At 73.8% G+C, this 15,173-nt stretch carries 15 protein-coding genes and 2 pseudogenes; 7 read left to right on the forward strand and 10 right to left on the reverse strand.

Translation table 11 applies throughout. The features are described 5' to 3' along the window. The first annotated feature begins 23 nt into the window (after positions 1–23). Positions 24–1,301, forward strand: coding sequence for a class I SAM-dependent methyltransferase (locus tag FHD63_RS10605; RefSeq protein ID WP_158296756.1), 1,278 nt, complete (start codon positions 24–26; stop codon positions 1,299–1,301). Here the strand turns inward: FHD63_RS10605 and FHD63_RS10610 are convergent. From FHD63_RS10610 to tsaB, 6 genes and pseudogenes are all read right to left on the reverse strand, one after another. After that, complete coding sequence (locus tag FHD63_RS10610; protein ID WP_139723094.1) at positions 1,284–1,952, reverse strand: potassium channel family protein; 669 nt, start codon at positions 1,950–1,952, stop codon at positions 1,284–1,286. The two genes, FHD63_RS10605 and FHD63_RS10610, sit on opposite strands and share 18 nt — an antisense overlap. A gap of 233 nt (positions 1,953–2,185) precedes the next feature. Beyond that, positions 2,186–3,235, reverse strand: a pseudogene (locus FHD63_RS10615) (TrkH family potassium uptake protein); the annotation flags it as partial. A gap of 160 nt (positions 3,236–3,395) precedes the next feature. Next, a complete protein-coding gene (tsaD, locus tag FHD63_RS10620) occupies positions 3,396–4,439 on the reverse strand; it encodes a tRNA (adenosine(37)-N6)-threonylcarbamoyltransferase complex transferase subunit TsaD (RefSeq protein WP_139722045.1) in 1,044 nt (347 codons plus the stop codon). After that, entirely contained in the window at positions 4,436–4,903 is a 468-nt protein-coding gene (gene rimI / locus FHD63_RS10625; RefSeq protein ID WP_139722046.1) for a ribosomal protein S18-alanine N-acetyltransferase, read from the reverse strand. Before rimI ends, tsaD begins: the two co-directional genes overlap by 4 nt. Then, a complete protein-coding gene (locus tag FHD63_RS16630) occupies positions 4,900–5,100 on the reverse strand; it encodes a hypothetical protein (RefSeq protein WP_238705623.1) in 201 nt (66 codons plus the stop codon). The genes rimI and FHD63_RS16630 overlap by 4 nt, the downstream gene beginning before the upstream one ends. Positions 5,101–5,183: 83 nt before the next feature. Beyond that, positions 5,184–5,588, reverse strand: a pseudogene (tsaB, locus tag FHD63_RS16635) (tRNA (adenosine(37)-N6)-threonylcarbamoyltransferase complex dimerization subunit type 1 TsaB); the annotation flags it as partial. A gap of 61 nt (positions 5,589–5,649) precedes the next feature. Here tsaB and sodN point away from each other — a divergent pair. Further along, positions 5,650–6,051: a superoxide dismutase, Ni gene (sodN, locus tag FHD63_RS10635; protein ID WP_058889836.1), complete on the forward strand. Its 402-nt coding sequence runs from the start codon at positions 5,650–5,652 to the stop codon at positions 6,049–6,051. 61 nt (positions 6,052–6,112) lie between these two features. Here sodN and FHD63_RS10640 read toward each other — a convergent pair whose 3' ends face one another. After that, entirely contained in the window at positions 6,113–7,339 is a 1,227-nt protein-coding gene (locus FHD63_RS10640; RefSeq protein ID WP_139722047.1) for an HD-GYP domain-containing protein, read from the reverse strand. Then, on the reverse strand, positions 7,336–8,724 hold the full coding sequence (locus FHD63_RS10645; RefSeq protein WP_139722048.1) for an HD-GYP domain-containing protein: 1,389 nt from the start codon (positions 8,722–8,724) through the stop codon (positions 7,336–7,338). Before FHD63_RS10645 ends, FHD63_RS10640 begins: the two co-directional genes overlap by 4 nt. Positions 8,725–9,105: 381 nt before the next feature. Between FHD63_RS10645 and FHD63_RS17050 the strand changes: the two genes are divergently transcribed. Continuing rightward, entirely contained in the window at positions 9,106–9,180 is a 75-nt protein-coding gene (locus FHD63_RS17050) for a 50S ribosomal protein bL37 (protein ID WP_373288732.1), read from the forward strand. A 66-nt stretch (positions 9,181–9,246) separates the two neighbouring features. Here the strand turns inward: FHD63_RS17050 and rsrA are convergent, their stop codons facing one another. Further along, the gene (rsrA, locus tag FHD63_RS10650; RefSeq protein ID WP_139722049.1) at positions 9,247–9,534 is read right to left on the reverse strand and encodes a mycothiol system anti-sigma-R factor; all 288 of its coding nucleotides are present in this window, start codon (positions 9,532–9,534) and stop codon (positions 9,247–9,249) included. Further along, complete coding sequence (locus FHD63_RS10655; RefSeq protein WP_139722050.1) at positions 9,534–10,187, reverse strand: sigma-70 family RNA polymerase sigma factor; 654 nt, start codon at positions 10,185–10,187, stop codon at positions 9,534–9,536. The genes rsrA and FHD63_RS10655 overlap by 1 nt, the downstream gene beginning before the upstream one ends. Before the next feature lie 187 nt (positions 10,188–10,374). Here FHD63_RS10655 and FHD63_RS10660 point away from each other — a divergent pair, with 187 nt between their 5' ends. The 4 genes from FHD63_RS10660 to FHD63_RS10675 are packed head-to-tail and all read left to right on the forward strand — an operon-like array spanning position 10,375 to position 15,163. Continuing rightward, positions 10,375–11,619 carry a pyridoxal phosphate-dependent aminotransferase gene (locus FHD63_RS10660; protein WP_139722051.1) on the forward strand — a complete coding sequence of 415 codons (1,245 nt, stop codon included), beginning with the start codon at positions 10,375–10,377 and terminating at the stop codon, positions 11,617–11,619. Between the two features lie 16 nt (positions 11,620–11,635). Then, positions 11,636–12,496, forward strand: coding sequence for an SOS response-associated peptidase (locus FHD63_RS10665; RefSeq protein ID WP_139722052.1), 861 nt, complete (start codon positions 11,636–11,638; stop codon positions 12,494–12,496). A 16-nt stretch (positions 12,497–12,512) separates the two neighbouring features. Then, positions 12,513–13,727, forward strand: coding sequence for a glycosyltransferase (locus FHD63_RS10670; protein ID WP_158296757.1), 1,215 nt, complete (start codon positions 12,513–12,515; stop codon positions 13,725–13,727). Beyond that, positions 13,724–15,163 carry a glycosyltransferase family 39 protein gene (locus tag FHD63_RS10675; RefSeq protein ID WP_139722054.1) on the forward strand — a complete coding sequence of 480 codons (1,440 nt, stop codon included), beginning with the start codon at positions 13,724–13,726 and terminating at the stop codon, positions 15,161–15,163. The genes FHD63_RS10670 and FHD63_RS10675 overlap by 4 nt, the downstream gene beginning before the upstream one ends. The last annotated feature ends 10 nt before the right edge of the window (positions 15,164–15,173 follow it).

The raw sequence follows: 15,173 nt of genomic DNA on the forward strand, positions 1-15,173 counted from the left end.
ATCTACTGCCGCAGAATGGGGGGATGACCGCCGATCCCGCCGCCGACCTGCTGCGACGGCTCGCCGAGGGTCCCGGAGCCCGTCTGCTCGACGCCCTGCCGGCCTACGACGAGCGGGAGACGATCGCCCTGCTCGACCGGTTGCGCGCCGACGGGCACGACCCGGCGCTGGTCTCCGCCGCGCTGACCCAGTCGCGGCTGCGGACGCGCGGCCGGGCCCGGCTCGGACCTGACGTCGAGCGCCTGCTGCTCACCCAGGACGGCCTCGAGCAGGCCACCCGACCCGCGGTGGCCGCCCGACGCGCCGAGCGGCTGGTGCGGACCGGGGTCCGGCACGTGCTGGACCTCGGGTGCGGGCTCGGGCTCGACGCCATCGCCTTCGCCCGCGCCGGACTGGAGGTGACGGCGGTCGAGCGGGACCCGGTGGTGGCCGCCGCCGCCCGGGCCAACCTCGCCCCGTGGCCCGGGGCCCGGGTCCTCACGGGGGACGCGCTCGCGCAGCCCGTCGCGGCCGACGACGGGGCCTTCCTGGACCCGGCGCGCCGCGTCCCGGGGGTGGCGGACTCCCGGGGCCGCACCCGTCGGGTGCGCGGGCTCGAGGGCCTGTCCCCCTCCTTCGAGCAGGTCCAGGACGTGGCGCTCCGGGCCCGCGCGACCGTCGCCAAGCTGGGTCCGTCCTTCGCCCCCGGTGACGTGCCGGTCGGCGCGGCCGCCGAGTGGGTGTCCCTCGACGGCGACCTGCTCGAGTGCGCCCTGTGGTGGGGGTCCGGACCACCCGGGCGCCGTGCCGTGGTCGGTCGCAGCGCACCAGACGCGGCCGCCGGCGAGGAGGTCGTCTGGGCGGAGGTCGTCGAGGCCCCGGACGTGCCGGCACCGATGTCGGACGCGGACGGGTTGCTCGGCCACCTGGCCGAGGTGGACGACGCGGTGGCCGCCGCCGGTCTCACCGGCTCCCTGGCCGCCGCGGTCGACGGGCGCGAGACCGCCCCCGGGACCGGCTACGTCACGGCCGCCGGCCTGGTCGACCACCCGGCGCTGCGCTGGTTCGCCGTCCGTGAGGTCCTCCCGCTGCGGCCCGCCGTGGTGCGCGCCTGGCTGCGCGGCCACCACGACCCGGCCGGACCGGTCACCCTCAAGAAGAGCGGGGTCCGGCTGGACCCGGACGCCTTCCGCAGGGAGCTGCGTCTCCCGAGGAGGTCGCGGGGCGGGGACGAGGTCGTCCTCGTGCTGACGACCGTCGCCGACTCCCCCCGAGCCCTCGTCGTGGAGCGGCTCCCGTCGCCGTCAGCGGTCGAGGACTGATCGGCGCTGCGGGGTGCGCGGGAGGGCGATGAAGCGCTCCACGTCGGCGATGCGCCCCGAGACCACCAGCTCGTCCCCCTCGTCGACCACGGTCTCGGGCACGGCGTACGTGAACTCCTCCCCGGGCCGCTTGCGCCCGACGACGGTGATCGTGTGCCGGGTCCGGACCCCGGACTCGGCCAGGGTCCGGCCCCACGTCTCGGCCGGCGCCGTGCAGCGGGCGATGGCGAACTCGTCGTCGAACTCCAGGTAGTCGGCCACCCCGTCGGTGACCATGTGGGCGACCCGCTGGCCCATGACGTACTCCGGGTAGATGACGTGGTGCGCCCCGATGCTCGCCAGGATCTTGCCGTGCTTGCGGGTGATGGCCTTCGCGTAGATGCGCTCCACCCCCGCCTCGTGCAGCGTGATGACCGACAGGACGCTGGCCTCGATGTCGGATCCGATCGCGACCACGGCCCGGCTCACGGAGCCGACGCCGAGCTGACGCATGGCCTCACCGTCCGTGGCGTCGGCCACGACGGTGTGCGTGAGCTCGTCGGCGTACTTCTGCACGCGCCGCTCGTCGGTGTCGATCGCCAGCACCTCGACGCCCTGACGGACGAGCGACTCGCAGACCGCGGTGAACCGCCCCAGGCCCACGACGAGCACGGTGTAGGCGCCGCTGTCGGCGGGACGCCTTCTCTTAGCCAACAATGGGTCTCTCCTCCGGGAGTCGGTAGTGACGGTGTCGGGTGTTGAGCGCGAGGGCGGCGGCCACGGTGATGGGTCCGAGGCGGCCGAGGAACATGAGGGCCATGAGCACGAGCTTGGGCGGCGGGAGGGAGGCTGGCCGTGATCCCGGTGGACAGGCCCACCGTCGCGAACGCCGAGATCACCTCGAAGCCGAGGTCGAGCGGCGGCAGGTCGGTGAGGATCATCAGGGTGATGGTGCTCGCGATGACGAGGCCCACCGCGAGGAGCGCCACCGAGAGCGCCTGGCGGACCACCGGCATACCCACGCGACGCCGGCCGATGACGACGTCGGGCTCCCCCCTGACCTCCGACCAGATGACCGCGGCCAGGAGCAGGAAGGTGGTGACCTTGATGCCACCGGCCGTCCCGGCGCTGCCCCCGCCGACGAACATCAGGGCCATGGTGATGGCCTCCGTCTCGTCGGTCACCGCCGCGTAGTCGACCGAGTTGAAGCCCGCCGTGCGGGGGAACAGCCCGCCCCCGAGCGCGCCGACCAGCTGCTCCTGCGGTCCCAGCGCCGCCAGCGTGCCTCCCTGCTGGGCCTCGAAGAGCCAGAAGGCCGCGACCCCGAGGACCATGAGCACGGCCGAGCCCCAGACGGTGAGGCGGGTGTGGATGGTCCACGTCCCGGGCCGGCGGGCGCGCAGCAGCTCGCGCAGCACGGGGAAGCCGAGCCCCCCGAGGACCAGCGCCGCACAGATCGGTCCGATGATCCACAGGTCCCCCACGAAGCCCATGAGGCTGTCCTGGTAGAGCGCGAAGCCGGCGTTGTTGAACGCGGACACGGCGTGGAACAGGCCGTGCCAGAGGGCGGTCCCCCAGTCGTAGCCGTAGCCGAGGTGGAAGCGCAGGGTGAGCGCCGCCCAGGTCACCGCCTCGATGAGCAGCATCAGCTGCAGCATGCGGCGCAGGATGCCGCGGACGTCCCCCAGGGAGCGGCTGCGGGTGTCCGCCTGGGCGGCCAGCGAGGTGCTCAGCCGCAGCTTCCCGCGGACGACGAGCGCGATGAGGGTGGCCAGGGTCATCACCCCGAACCCACCGATCTGGATGAGCACGAGCAGGATCACCTGCCCGAACGGCGACCAGTAGCTCGCGGTGTCCACGGTGATGAGGCCGGTGACGCAGGTGGCCGACACGGTGGTGAAGGCCGCGACCATGAGGTCGGCCTCGGCCCCCGGTCCCCGGGAGACGGGAAGCATGAGCAGCGTCGTCCCCGCGAGCACCACCAGGACGAAACCGAGGGTCACCGAGCGGGCCGGGTGGGCCCAGAAGACGCGCACGAGGGTACATGGTGCGCCTCGCTCCCCCGCTGAGCAAGCCGCCGGGCCGCCGGCGGGTCGCGCACCCGGGGACGTCGGCTCAGGCCCGGACCTGCTCCACCGGCTGCGAGGAGTCGGCCGGGAGGTCCAGCCGGGACTCCGGGCGGCCCTTCATCACCATCTGCGCGCCCAGGGCGGCCACCATCGCCCCGTTGTCGGTGCACAACCCGGGCCGCGGGACCCGCAGCCGGATGCCGGCGGCGTCGCAGCGCTCCTGCGCCAGCGCGCGCAGGCGGCTGTTGGCCGCCACGCCGCCGCCGATGAGCAGGTCCTCCACCCCGTGCTCGGCGCACGCCAGCACGGCCTTGCGGGTGAGGACGTCCACGACGGCCTCCTGGAAGCTCGCCGCGACGTCCGCGACCGGCACCGGCTGGCCCGTCGCCTCACGGGCCTGCACCCAGCGGGCGACGGCGGTCTTGAGACCGGAGAAGGAGTAGTCGAAGCGGTGCCGCTGCAGGTCCCGGCCGGAGGTGAGGCCCCGCGGGAAGTCGATGGCGACCTGGTCCCCCTCGCGGGCGACCCGGTCGATGTGCGGGCCACCCGGGAAGGGCAGACCCAGGACACGGGCCACCTTGTCGAAGGCCTCCCCGGCCGCGTCGTCGATCGTGGCACCGAGGGAGCGGATGTCGTCGGTGACGTCCGGCACGAGCAGGAGGTTGGAGTGTCCCCCGCTCACGAGCAGCCCCATGGTCGGCTCGGGGAGCGGGCCGTGCTCCACCACGTCGACCGCGACGTGCGCGGCCAGGTGGTTGACGCCGTAGAGCGGCACGCCGAGGGCGAGCGCCAGCGCCTTCGCGGACGCCACGCCGACCAGCAGCGCACCGGCCAGACCGGGCCCGGCGGTGACCGACACGGCGTCGACGTCGGCGAGGCGCACCCCGGCCTCGCGGCAGGCGCGCTCCACGGTCGGCACCATGGCCTCGAGGTGGGCACGGCTGGCCACCTCGGGCACCACACCACCGAACCGCGCGTGCTCCTCCACGCTGCTCGCGATGGCGTCGTGGAGCAACGTCCGGCCGCGGACGAGCCCGACACCCGTCTCGTCGCAGCTGGTCTCGATACCCAGGACGAGAGGTCCGCTCATGCGTCGAGCTCCTTCCTCAGGACGAGGGCGTCCTCGCCGGACCGGTAGTACCGCTCCCGGGTCCGCACCGGCTCGTAGCCCCGGGCGGCGTAGAGCCGACGCGCGACCTCGTTGCCGCTGCGGACCTCCAGCAGGACCGTCCTGGCCCCGGCGTCCCGGGCCAGGTCGTGCAGGCGCTCCAGCAACGCGCCCCCCAGGCCCCGTCCCCGGGAGCCGGGGTCCACGGCGAGGGTCATGACGTCGGCGACGTCGCCGGCCACGTCCAGGCCGGCATACCCCTGGATCCCGTCGTGGCCCTCCGGCGCGGCGACCACGTAGGCACGTCGCGGGCGGGCCGCCAGCTCGGCCCACAGGCCGGCCTCGTCCCAGGGCTCCTCCGGGAAGGCGGCCCGCTCCACGGCGAGCATGGCCGGGATGTCCCGCCACGTGGCGGGGCGCAGCGACGCCGGTGCGGCCCCGCTCATCGTGCCCTCGTCTCCACCGCGTCCGGCCGGCGCAGGTAGAGCGGCTCGGGCGGCAGCAGACCGGTCGCGCTGTCCGGGTGCGTGCCCGCGCGCAGGCGGACGGCGAGGTCGGCCAGGGCCCCGGGGGACACGTCCAGCGGGGCGTCCTCGAGCTGCCCCGTGAGGGACTCCGGGTAGAGCAGCCCGCCCCGGCCCACGGCGGGCAGGAGCCGGACCTCCTCGGCAGCCCCGAGGCCGGGCCGACCCCCGGTCCCCCGACCCGGCGGGCGCCGGTCGGCGTCATCTCGTAGCGCGCCCAGTACACCTCGCGCCGACGCGCGTCCGTCGCCACCAGCAGCCCGTCAGGAGCGGGTATGTCCCCGCCTCCCCCCAGGTGCACGGCATGGGCCAGGGCGTCGAGCGAGCACACGCCCTGAGGTGTCGGCAGGTCACGGCCGAGGGCCAGCACGAGGGCGGTGACGACGCCGACCCGCAGCCCGGTGAACGGACCGGGTCCCACCCCGCAGACCACCGCGGTGACGTCGCGCATCCCCAGCCCCGCCGCGTCGAGGACCTCGCTGACCGCCGGGGCGAGCAGCTCTCCGTGGCGTCGGACGTCGTGCCGGACCACCTCGGCGCGGACGCCGTCGCCGTCGTGGAGGGCGGCACCGACGGTCCCGGTGGCGGTGTCGATCGCGAGCAGCACCCGCTCAGGCTAACGTGGTGGGTGTTGGAGCCCCCTCCCGACCGACTGCAAAGGATGGCCGATGTTCACCAGGTTCTTCGCCCCCACCATCGAGGTCAGCGCGCACTGCGACCTGCCGTGCGGCGTCTACGACCCCGCCCAGGCGCGGATCGAGGCCGAGTCCGTCAAGAAGATCTGCGAGAAGGTCGCGGACAACGACGACGCGGACTTCCGCATGCGCGCCATGATCATCAAGGAGCAGCGCTCCGAGCTCGTCAAGCACCACCTGTGGGTGCTGTGGACCGACTACTTCAAGCCGCCGCACTTCGAGCAGTTCCCCGAGCTGCACGTCCTCGTCAACGAGGCCACCAAGCTCGCGGGTGCCTCGGGCACCAAGGGCAGCTTCGACGTGGCCACGGCCGACGAGCTGCTGGGCAAGATCGAGCGCATCGCGGAGATCTACGCCGAGACCAAGAAGGGCTGACCTCCCCGCACCGACGAGGGCCGCCCCGCCGTTCCCGGCGGGGCGGCCCTCGTCGCGTCGGTCAGCGGCTCAGCGACTCCGCCTGCCCGGCGGACAGCGACCCCCGGCGCTCCAGCTGGTGGACGAGGACCTTGACCACCTCCGGGTCGTACTCGTGCGGGGTGCTGCGCAGGAGGCGCTCCAGTGCCTCGACGGGCGCGCTGCTGCCGGCCAGCCTCGTGCCCCGGCCGGTGAGGTCGTCGTAGGCCGACGCCACCCGGACGATGCGGGAGGCGAGGGCCACGTCGCCCCGCTCGACGGCGCGGTGGTGCGCGAGCCCGACGTCGGCGACGACGGACGCCAGCCGGGACAGCTCGGCCGTGCGTCCGAGGATCGAGGATCCGGTCGAGGCGATCTGCCGCTGGTCGCGGGCGGAGAGCTCCACCGTCGCCCCTCCGGGGACGGGTCGGCTGAGGCCCACCTGACCGATGTCGTGGAGCAGCGCCGCCGCCTCCACGTCACGCAGGTCGGCCGCCTCGACGCCCATGTCGCGGGCGATGGGCACGGCCAGCTCGGCCACCCGGGCGGCGTGGCCCGTCATGGCGAGCCCGGCCTCCTCCGGCAACCGGGCGAGCGCGAAGATCGTCTGCCGCTGGGCCCGCCGGATCCGGCGCTGGCGGTTGACCGCGGGCTGCAGCACCAGGAGAGGCACCAGGAACAGGACCAGGCTCAGGGGGCCGAGCTCGGTCAGGGCCAGGGCCATGACGACCGCGGTCGAGGCCCCGGCCAACGAGACGGGACCCTGCCGCTCGAACTCCCCGCTGAGCGTGGCCCAGGCCATGGTCCTGCTCCGCACCGAGGCGCGGACCCCGCGCCACACCAGCGGGGCGGCGGCGGCGAGGACCGCGACCAGCAGGAGCATGATCGCGATGGGCACGGTGGCGTCCTCGGTGTGCCAGACGCTCTCGAGCAGCGTGTCGCCCCCGGGTCCGGGGATGCGCACCAGCACCCCCGCCACGACCACGGAGGTCCCCAGCCGCATGAGCTCGCGTGCCGTGGAGCGCACGCGTCGACGCCAACCGGCGACGAGGAGCACCGCGCCCGTCGACAGCAGCAGGGGGCCGAGCATGCCCAGCAGGTGGCCTGCCTCGCCGGCGGTGAGGGGCCAGGCCGTCGCCATGGCCAGGGCCGTGGCCGTCGCCTGGGTCAGCGGCGCGTCGCGCGCCGGCCCGGAGGAGGTCTGGCGCCAGCCCTCGCTGAGGACCATGACCGCCAGTCCCACCACCGCCGTCTCCCAGGTCAGGATCACCGCGCCTCACCCGTGCCCGGGAAGAGCAGGTCCGTCGACTCGGGCTGCCAGTCGGCGAAGGCGTCGCTGATGCTGGGGTGGTCGTGGTCCGGGAGCAGCCGACCGGTGCTGCCGGCGGCCAGCCGCCGGCCCCCGAGCCACGGGCTGCCCGCGCGGGCGAGCACCCCTCCCAGCGCCTCGACGACCTGCGGGTCCAGGTGGCTTCCCGCCCGTCGACGCAGGTCCTGGAGAGCCTCGGGGGCGCTGACCGCCTCGTCCTCCGGTGCGGCCGTCAGGGCGTCGAAGGCATCCGCCACGGCGATGATGCGCGCGGCGAGCGGGATCTCCTCGGCGCGCAGGCCGGCGGGGTAGCCGCGGCCGTCCCAGCGCTCGTGGTGGTGGGCGATGGCGGGCAGCGAGTCCTCCAGGAAGTCCAGGCCCTCGAGGACGTTGACCCCCGCGAGGGGGTGTGCGCTGAGGGCGCTGAGGTAGGCGATCTCGTCCTGCGGGTCGGTCGGCAGGTCCGCGCGCACCACCATCATGCCGATGTCGTGCAGCAGCGCCGCGTAGCGCAGGTCCTCGGCCTCGGAGGCCACGACCCCCAGCTGTTCGGCCAGCGCGTCCGCCAGGTCCGCCACCCGGGCGCTGTGGCCGACCGACGAGGGGTCGGCCTCCTCCAGCGCCGCGACGAAGGTGGTGACCGTCTCCTGGTGCTCACGGCGCGCGAGCGCGTCCCGCCCGATGGCCCAGTGCGCGATGAGGAGCGGGCCCAGCACGAAGAGCGCCGACCCCGGCCCGAGGCCGACCGGGCCCCAGAGGACCACGAAGAGGAAGCCGATGGCGGCGTGCGACAGATACCCCCAGCCCAGGCTGCGCAGGACGGACTCCGCGACGGGCAGCACCCGGGTCCCCCGGCTCACCGCCGACACCAGCCCGATGCACAGGACGTTGACCGCGATCATCACCACGTAGGCCACCAGCAGCGGCGCCCCCACCCGCAGGAGCAACCCCGTCGGGCCTGCCGGGATGTCGTCGACGAGCACCCCGCCGGTGACCAGGTACGCGAGGGAGCCGGCCGCCGCCATCGTGGCCGTCATCCCGCAGTTGAAGAAGCGGGTGCGCCAGTTGCGGCTGCGGAAGTCGGTGAGATACGGCAGCCCCGCAGCCACGGTGGTGCCCACGGGGCCCGCGATGGGGATGGCGGCGGCCAGGACGACGGTGGAGACCGACACGCTCCAGTGACTCATCCCCCGCTCGTGGATCTGCACCCCCAGCGTGACCAGGGCCATGAGCAGGAGCGTCACGCCCACTCCCGCACCCCGGTCGGGGAGCCGCAGCACTCCCCCCACCGCGGCCAGCACCGCCGCGAGGAGGATGAGCGAGCCCGCCAGCATCACGACGGGCATGAACGAGGGGCGCGGATCGTTGCGATCCGCGCCCCTCGAGTGGTGAGTGGGTCGGCTCAGCCGTTCCACTGCACGACGTCGATGACGCGGAACAGGGCGTCGAATGCCCCCGCGCTGAAGAGGTCGGCGATGAGCTGCAACATGATGGTGTCCTTCCGTAGAGCCGCTCCCGACGGGTAGGAGCGATGGCCGGTGAGACCTCCGGCTTGTCCCTAATATGCCACACGCGTCACACGCCAGTCGCGTCGAGAACCACCCGGATGGACAAAATTGAACAAACCTTTACCATACCCGTGACGGCAGTCACACGCCGGTCACCCGCGACCCGGCACGGACAGCCTGTGGGACACTGGGACCATCACCGATCGTCGGGAGGACGAGATGAGCAAGCGAGCCCGCAAGCGTCGCGACCGCAAGAAGAAGGCCGCCAACCACGGCCGCAAGCCGAACGCCTGAGCGTCGACAGCACGAGGGCCGCCCCGACCGGGGCGGCCCTCGTGCTGTCCGGGTCGTGACCTGCGCCTACGTGTCGCGGCGACGCACGACGGTGACCTGGGTGCTGGTGATCCGGGTGAGGATCTGGCTGCGCAGCTCGGGCGGCGCGCTCTGGCGGGCGCACGCCCGCCGGACCAGCGCCTTGAGCAGCAGGTCGCGGTCGTACTCGGCCAGGCAGGACCCGCAGTCGTCCAGGTGGGCCTGGATCCGGGCCCGGTCCACCGGTCCGGTCTCGTTGTCGACGAACTCGAACAGGCGCAGCAGGACGCCGGCGCAGTCGACGGCGTCCCCGTCGGCCTCGTGACCCTGAGCCATCACGACCCCTCCCCTGCGCGCGTGATGCCGCGCTCCGCGGCGTAGTCGGTCAGGAGCTCCCGCAGCTGCTTGCGACCCCGGTGCAGCCGGGACATCACGGTGCCGATCGGGGTGTCCATGATGTCGGCGATCTCCTTGTAGGAGAAACCCTCGACGTCGGCGAGGTACACCGCCATGCGGAAGTCCTCACCGATGCTCGCGAGGGCTCGCGTGACGTCGCTGTCCGGGAGGTGGTCCAGCGCCTCCGCCTCGGCCGAGCGCAGCCCCACCGATGTGTGGGAGGCGGCCCGCGCCAGCTGGTAGTCCTCGACCTCCGCCGCATCCGACTGCAGCGGCTGGCGCTGCTTCTTGCGGTAGCTGTTGATGTAGGAGTTGGTGAGGATGCGGTACATCCAGGCGCGCAGGTTGGTCCCGGGCCGGTACTGATGGAAGGCCGCGAACGCCTTGGCGTAGGTCTCCTGCACCAGGTCCTCGGCGTCGGTCGGGTTCCTCGTGGTCCGCAGCGCCGCGCTGTACATCTGGTCCAGCAACGGCATGGCCTCGCGCTCGAAGCGCGCGGACCGTTCCTGCGGGCTCTCGGTCGCGACGTCGACGGTCGCATCTGCCGCTGCCTGGGCGTCGATCTCCTCGACGGCCGGCTGGTCAGTACTCATCGCCGTCCAGCCTAGCCCGTGCGGGCTCGCCAGGGCGAAGCCGCCAGCCGCCTCACCCGGAGCGGTCGTGGTTCTCAGCACTCTCGTTTCCTCCGCAGTGTCGTCGCAACTGGGGGGTCAACGTGGGGATCGGGCGCGCGCATTCCCGGCTCCCGGGTGGGCGGGAGGAGAATGGGACGATGGGCGGGTGAACCCGAGCGCGCGCCCCGACCGACTCCGTCCGCTGACCCAGCCGGCGAAGCTGCAGAACGTCCTCTACGAGATCCGCGGTCCGGTGGCGGCCCGGGCGGCGGCCCTGGAGGCGGAGGGGCACCGCATCCTCAAGCTCAACATCGGCAACCCCGCGCCGTTCGGCTTCGAGGCCCCCGACATCATCCTGCAGGACATGATCGCGGCGCTGCCCGGTGCGCAGGGCTACTCGGAGTCCAAGGGCATCCTCCCCGCCCGCCGCGCCGTCGTCTCCCGCTACCAGGACGAGCCGGACTTCCCCCCGCTCGACGTCGACCACGTCTACCTCGGCAACGGCGTCTCCGAGCTCATCATGATGACGCTCAACGCCCTTCTCGACCCCGGCGACGAGGTGCTCGTCCCCGCACCGGACTACCCCCTGTGGACCGCTGCGACGAGCCTGGCCGGCGGCATACCGCGCCACTACCTGTGCGACGAGACGGACGGCTGGAACCCGCAGGTGGAGGACATCCGGGCCAAGATCACCCCGCGCACCAAGGCCCTGGTCGTCATCAACCCGAACAACCCCACCGGGGCGGTCTACTCGCGCGAGGTGCTCGAGCAGGTCGTCGAGCTGGCGCGCGAGCACTCCCTGCTGCTGCTGGCCGACGAGATCTACGACCGCATCGTCTACGACGACGCCCGGCACGTGTCGATCGCCTCGTTGGCGCCCGACCTGCTCTGCCTGACCTTCAACGGCCTGTCCAAGACCTACCGGGTGGCCGGCTACCGGGCCGGCTGGGTCGCCATCACCGGGCCCACCGCGCACGCCAGGGGCTTCCTCGAGGGCATCGAGCTGCTCGCCTCCACCCGGCTGTGCCCCAACGTGCCGGCCCAGCACGCGATCCAGGTGGCGGTGTCCGGCCACCAGAGCATCGAGGAGCTGGTCGCGCCGGGAGGTCGCCTCGCCGAGCAGCGCGACATCGCCACCGGCATGCTGAACGCCATGGAGGGGGTGAGCTGCGTGGAGCCGCGGGGGGCCCTCTACGTCTTCCCCCGCCTCGATCCCGAGGTCCACGAGATCCACGACGACGTGCAGCTGTGCCTCGACCTGCTGGAGCGCGAGAAGATCCTCGTCGTGCACGGGACCGGGTTCAACTGGCCCACCCCCGACCACCTGCGCGTCGTGACCCTCCCCTGGGGGGCGGACCTGCGAGCGGCCCTGGAGCGGATGGGCAACTTCCTGTCCGCCTACCGCCAGTGAGAGGCCGGAGCTGCTGATGTGCGGACGGTATGCCGCGAGCGCCCACCCGGACGAGCTCGTCGAGGCCTACGACGTCGAGCTCGACGCCACCGGTGAGCGGTCGCTCAGCCTGCTGAAGAACCCACAGACGCCGGCGCCGGGCGAGCCCGACTACAACGTGGCACCCAGCAAGCAGGCCCCCGTGGTGCTGACCCGCGCGCCTCGGACCGCCACGGAGGCCGCGGACCCCGACGACGCCGCCCCGGCCCCGGTCCGGCAGCTGCGGCTGCTCACCTGGGGCCTGGTGCCGTCCTGGGCCAAGGACCCCTCCGTCGGGGCACGCATGATCAACGCGCGTCAGGAGACCCTGCTGGAGAAGCCGGCCTTCTCCCGCGCGGCCCTGGCCCGGCGCGCCCTCGTGCCCGTCAGCGGGTGGTACGAGTGGCAGGCCAGCCCGGTGGCGAAGGACACCAGAGGCAAGCCCCGCAAGCAGCCCTTCTACGTCAGTCGCGCAGACGGCCTGCCGCTGGCGCTGGCCGGCGTCTACGAGTTCTGGCGCAACCCGCAGTCCCCGCCCGACGACGAGGACGCCTGGCTGGTGACCTACGCGGTCATCACCACCGCTGCGGAGCCGGGCCTGGACCGCATCCACGAGCGCCAGCCGCTCGCCCTCGAGCCCGACCAGTGGCGCGACTGGCTCGACCCCGGCCTCACGGACGCCGACGACGTCCGGTCGATGGTCGCGGCGGCGCACGTGCCGGGCCGCTTCACGGCCTGGCCCGTGAGCCGGGCCGTGGGCAGTGCCGGCAGCAACGGAGCGGGCCTGGTGGAGCCCCTCCCGGCCACCGAGCTGGTGGGGGCGGTCGACCCCGTCAGCGGAGAGGTGATCGGCGGGTGACCCCACGATGAGGGTGGTGGTGGCGGCCATCGGCAGCCGGGGCGACGTCCTTCCCTTCACCCACCTCGCGGGGCGCTTCGCGGCGGCCGGGCACGACGTCACCCTCGTCACGCACGGGACGCTCGTGGACGGCGCCCACCCCGGCCTGCGCGTGGCGGAGGTCTCCAGCGACCCCGAGGAGCTGCTCGCCGGCCCGGCGGCCCGGGCTGTGCGTCGCGGCAGCCCCCGACAGCTGAGCCGTACCCGGCAGCTCTTCGCGGACTTCATCGACTCCGCGCGGCAACCGGCCCTGGAGGCCCTGGAGGGCGCGGACGTCCTGGTGGCGTCCACCTTCGCCATCGCCGCGGTGCACGAGGCCCTGGACCGCTCCGTCCCGGTGGTCCGGGCGCACATGTGGCCGGAGCACGCCGACCTCCGGGGGCCCATGCCCCTCCTCCCCTACTCGTGGCTGCTGCCCGGGCCGCTGCGACGGCTCGCCCGGCGCGGGCTGCGCGGCGTCGAGAGCTACCTGGGCGGGGTCGACGGCCGGTGGCGGCGCGGTCGGCTGCACCTCGTCGCCCGCCATCCGGTGACCCTGACGACCTCGACGCACGGCTCCCTCTACGCCTTCAGCCGCGAGCTCGTCCCCGACAGCCCGGAGCACGGCACCGTGACCGGGTGGTGGACGGCTCAGGGCGGCTCGCGGCCGCTCTCGGCGCCGGTGGCGCGAGCCCTGGACGACGGCCACGAGTGGATCTACGTCGGCTTCGGATCGATGCACCAGCGCGACCCGGACGCCCTGCTGCACCGCCTGGAGGAGGTCTGCGCCCGCCTCGGGGTCCACGCCCTCGTCCAGGTGGCGGGTGGGGACACCAGCGCCCACCCCCACCTGCTGGCCGTCGCCGGGGAACCGCACGACGCGCTGTTCGGGAAGGTGCGCGCGGTCGTGCACCACGGCGGCGCGGGCACGACGGGCGCCGCGGTCCGGGCGGGCACCCCCTCGGTCGTGGTGCCGCACCTGGCCGACCAGTTCTACTGGGGCCGGCGGCTGCACCTCCTGGGGGTGGCGCCGCGCCCGGTCCCCCGCACGGTGGCGTCCACCAGCAGGCTCACCCGGGCGCTGTCCGAGGCCCTGTCGCCACCGGTGCGACGACGGGCCGCCGACCTCGCCCGCCGGGTCGAGGGCGAGGACGGGTGCGGCGTCGCGGTCCGACAGGTCGAGGAGTGGCTGGCCCGCGCGGAGAGCCGGTGAGGTCGGCCGTCCCGGTCCGGGTCGACCCCAGCCCGCTCCGGGTGGCCGCGCCACCCATGCTGGCGGTGGCCCTGGTGCTGCTCGTCGTCGCACCTCGCTACGGGCCGCACTGGGACGAGCTGTACTTCGGCATGCTGCCGCCCCGGTGGTGGTACGAGGACCAGCCTCCCCTGACCGTCTGGATCACGTGGGCGCTCGGCCGGGTCAGCGACGACCTGTGGGTGCAGCGTCTGCCCGCCGTCGCGGCCGCCGTCGCGGGCGCGTTCGTGGCGACCCTCTACCCCCGCACCCTGGGTGCCTCCCCGCGGGTCCAGCGTCTGGCGGGGTGGGCGCACGCCTTCACGGTCTACCCCCTCATCATGGGTCACCTCTTCACCACGTCGAGCCTCGACCTGCTGGCCTGGCAGGTCGTCGTCCTGTGCGTCCTGCGCGCGACCACGGGCCACCCGCACGGGCTGTTCTGGGCGGGGACGGTCGCCGGCGTGGCGTGCTGGAACAAGCTGCTCGTCGTCGTCCTCGCAGCGGCCCTGCTCGTCGGCCTGCTGGTGGCCCGACGCGGCGTGCTGCTCACCCGGGACGCCCTGCACGGCTCGCTGGCCCTCGTCGTCCTCGGTGCTCCGCAGGTGCTGCTGCAGCTCGTCCACGGCATACCGATGACCCAGGTCTCCAGCGGCCTGGTCGACCAGCAGGGGGATCTCGTCCGCCTCCTCCTGCTGCCCGCCCTCGCGCTCTTCCTCGGACCCCCGCTGCTGCTCGTCTGGGTGGGCGGGCTCCTCGGCCCCTGGCGCAGCGACCACCCCGCCCGCTTCCTGCTGCCGACGGCCGTCGTCGTCGTCCTCTGGACCCTCGCCCACCCCTCGCAGCCCTACTACCCGGTCGGCGTGCTGCTGCCCGCCCTGGCCGTGGGGTGGGTGACCTCGGGGGTGGCGCGACGGTGGAGCCCGCGCAGGAGCTCCCTGGTGGTCGCCGCCAACGGGGTCGTCGCCTGTCTCCTCTGCCTGCCTCTCCTGCCACCGTCCGAGCCCTGGCTGTCGACGCTGTCGCGGGTCGACCCGACGATCCGCGACCAGGTCGGCTGGCCGGGGTACGCCGAGCAGATCAGCTCCCTGAGGGCGCCGGGGGAGGACGTCGTCGTCGACACCTACGCCCTGGCCGGAGCGGTGCACCGCTACGGCACCCCCGAGGACCGCGCGGCCGTGTACTCCGGCCACAACGCGCTCTGGGACCTCGGTCCCCCCACGAGCGACCGGGTGCTGCTCGTCGGCGAGGACGCCGTGCAGCAGCGCGACGCCTTCGCCGGCTGTCGGTCGGCGGGGTCGCTGCAGACGGGTCCGGTCGTCCACCCGGAGCTCGCGCACGTCCCCCTGCTGCACTGCACCGGGCCGGTCACGGACTGGCCGACCCTCTGGCCCCGCTTCCGTCGGCTGACCGGCTGACCCCGGGCAC

It is taken from the genome of Serinicoccus chungangensis (genome assembly GCF_006337125.1).
GTDB classification, from domain to species: domain Bacteria; phylum Actinomycetota; class Actinomycetes; order Actinomycetales; family Dermatophilaceae; genus Ornithinicoccus; species Ornithinicoccus chungangensis.

What these genes read in the sequence shown, in the direction of transcription:
- FHD63_RS10605 (WP_158296756.1), top strand. Translation starts at nt 24, where the DNA reads ATGACCGCCGATCCCGCCGCCGACCTGCTGCGACGGCTCGCCGAGGGT.
- tsaD (WP_139722045.1), bottom strand. Translation starts at nt 4,439, where the DNA reads ATGAGCGGACCTCTCGTCCTGGGTATCGAGACCAGCTGCGACGAGACG.
- rimI (WP_139722046.1), bottom strand. Translation starts at nt 4,903, where the DNA reads ATGAGCGGGGCCGCACCGGCGTCGCTGCGCCCCGCCACGTGGCGGGAC.
- sodN (WP_058889836.1), top strand. Translation starts at nt 5,650, where the DNA reads ATGTTCACCAGGTTCTTCGCCCCCACCATCGAGGTCAGCGCGCACTGC.
- FHD63_RS10645 (WP_139722048.1), bottom strand. Translation starts at nt 8,724, where the DNA reads ATGCCCGTCGTGATGCTGGCGGGCTCGCTCATCCTCCTCGCGGCGGTG.
- rsrA (WP_139722049.1), bottom strand. Translation starts at nt 9,534, where the DNA reads ATGGCTCAGGGTCACGAGGCCGACGGGGACGCCGTCGACTGCGCCGGC.
- FHD63_RS10655 (WP_139722050.1), bottom strand. Translation starts at nt 10,187, where the DNA reads ATGAGTACTGACCAGCCGGCCGTCGAGGAGATCGACGCCCAGGCAGCG.
- FHD63_RS10665 (WP_139722052.1), top strand. Translation starts at nt 11,636, where the DNA reads ATGTGCGGACGGTATGCCGCGAGCGCCCACCCGGACGAGCTCGTCGAG.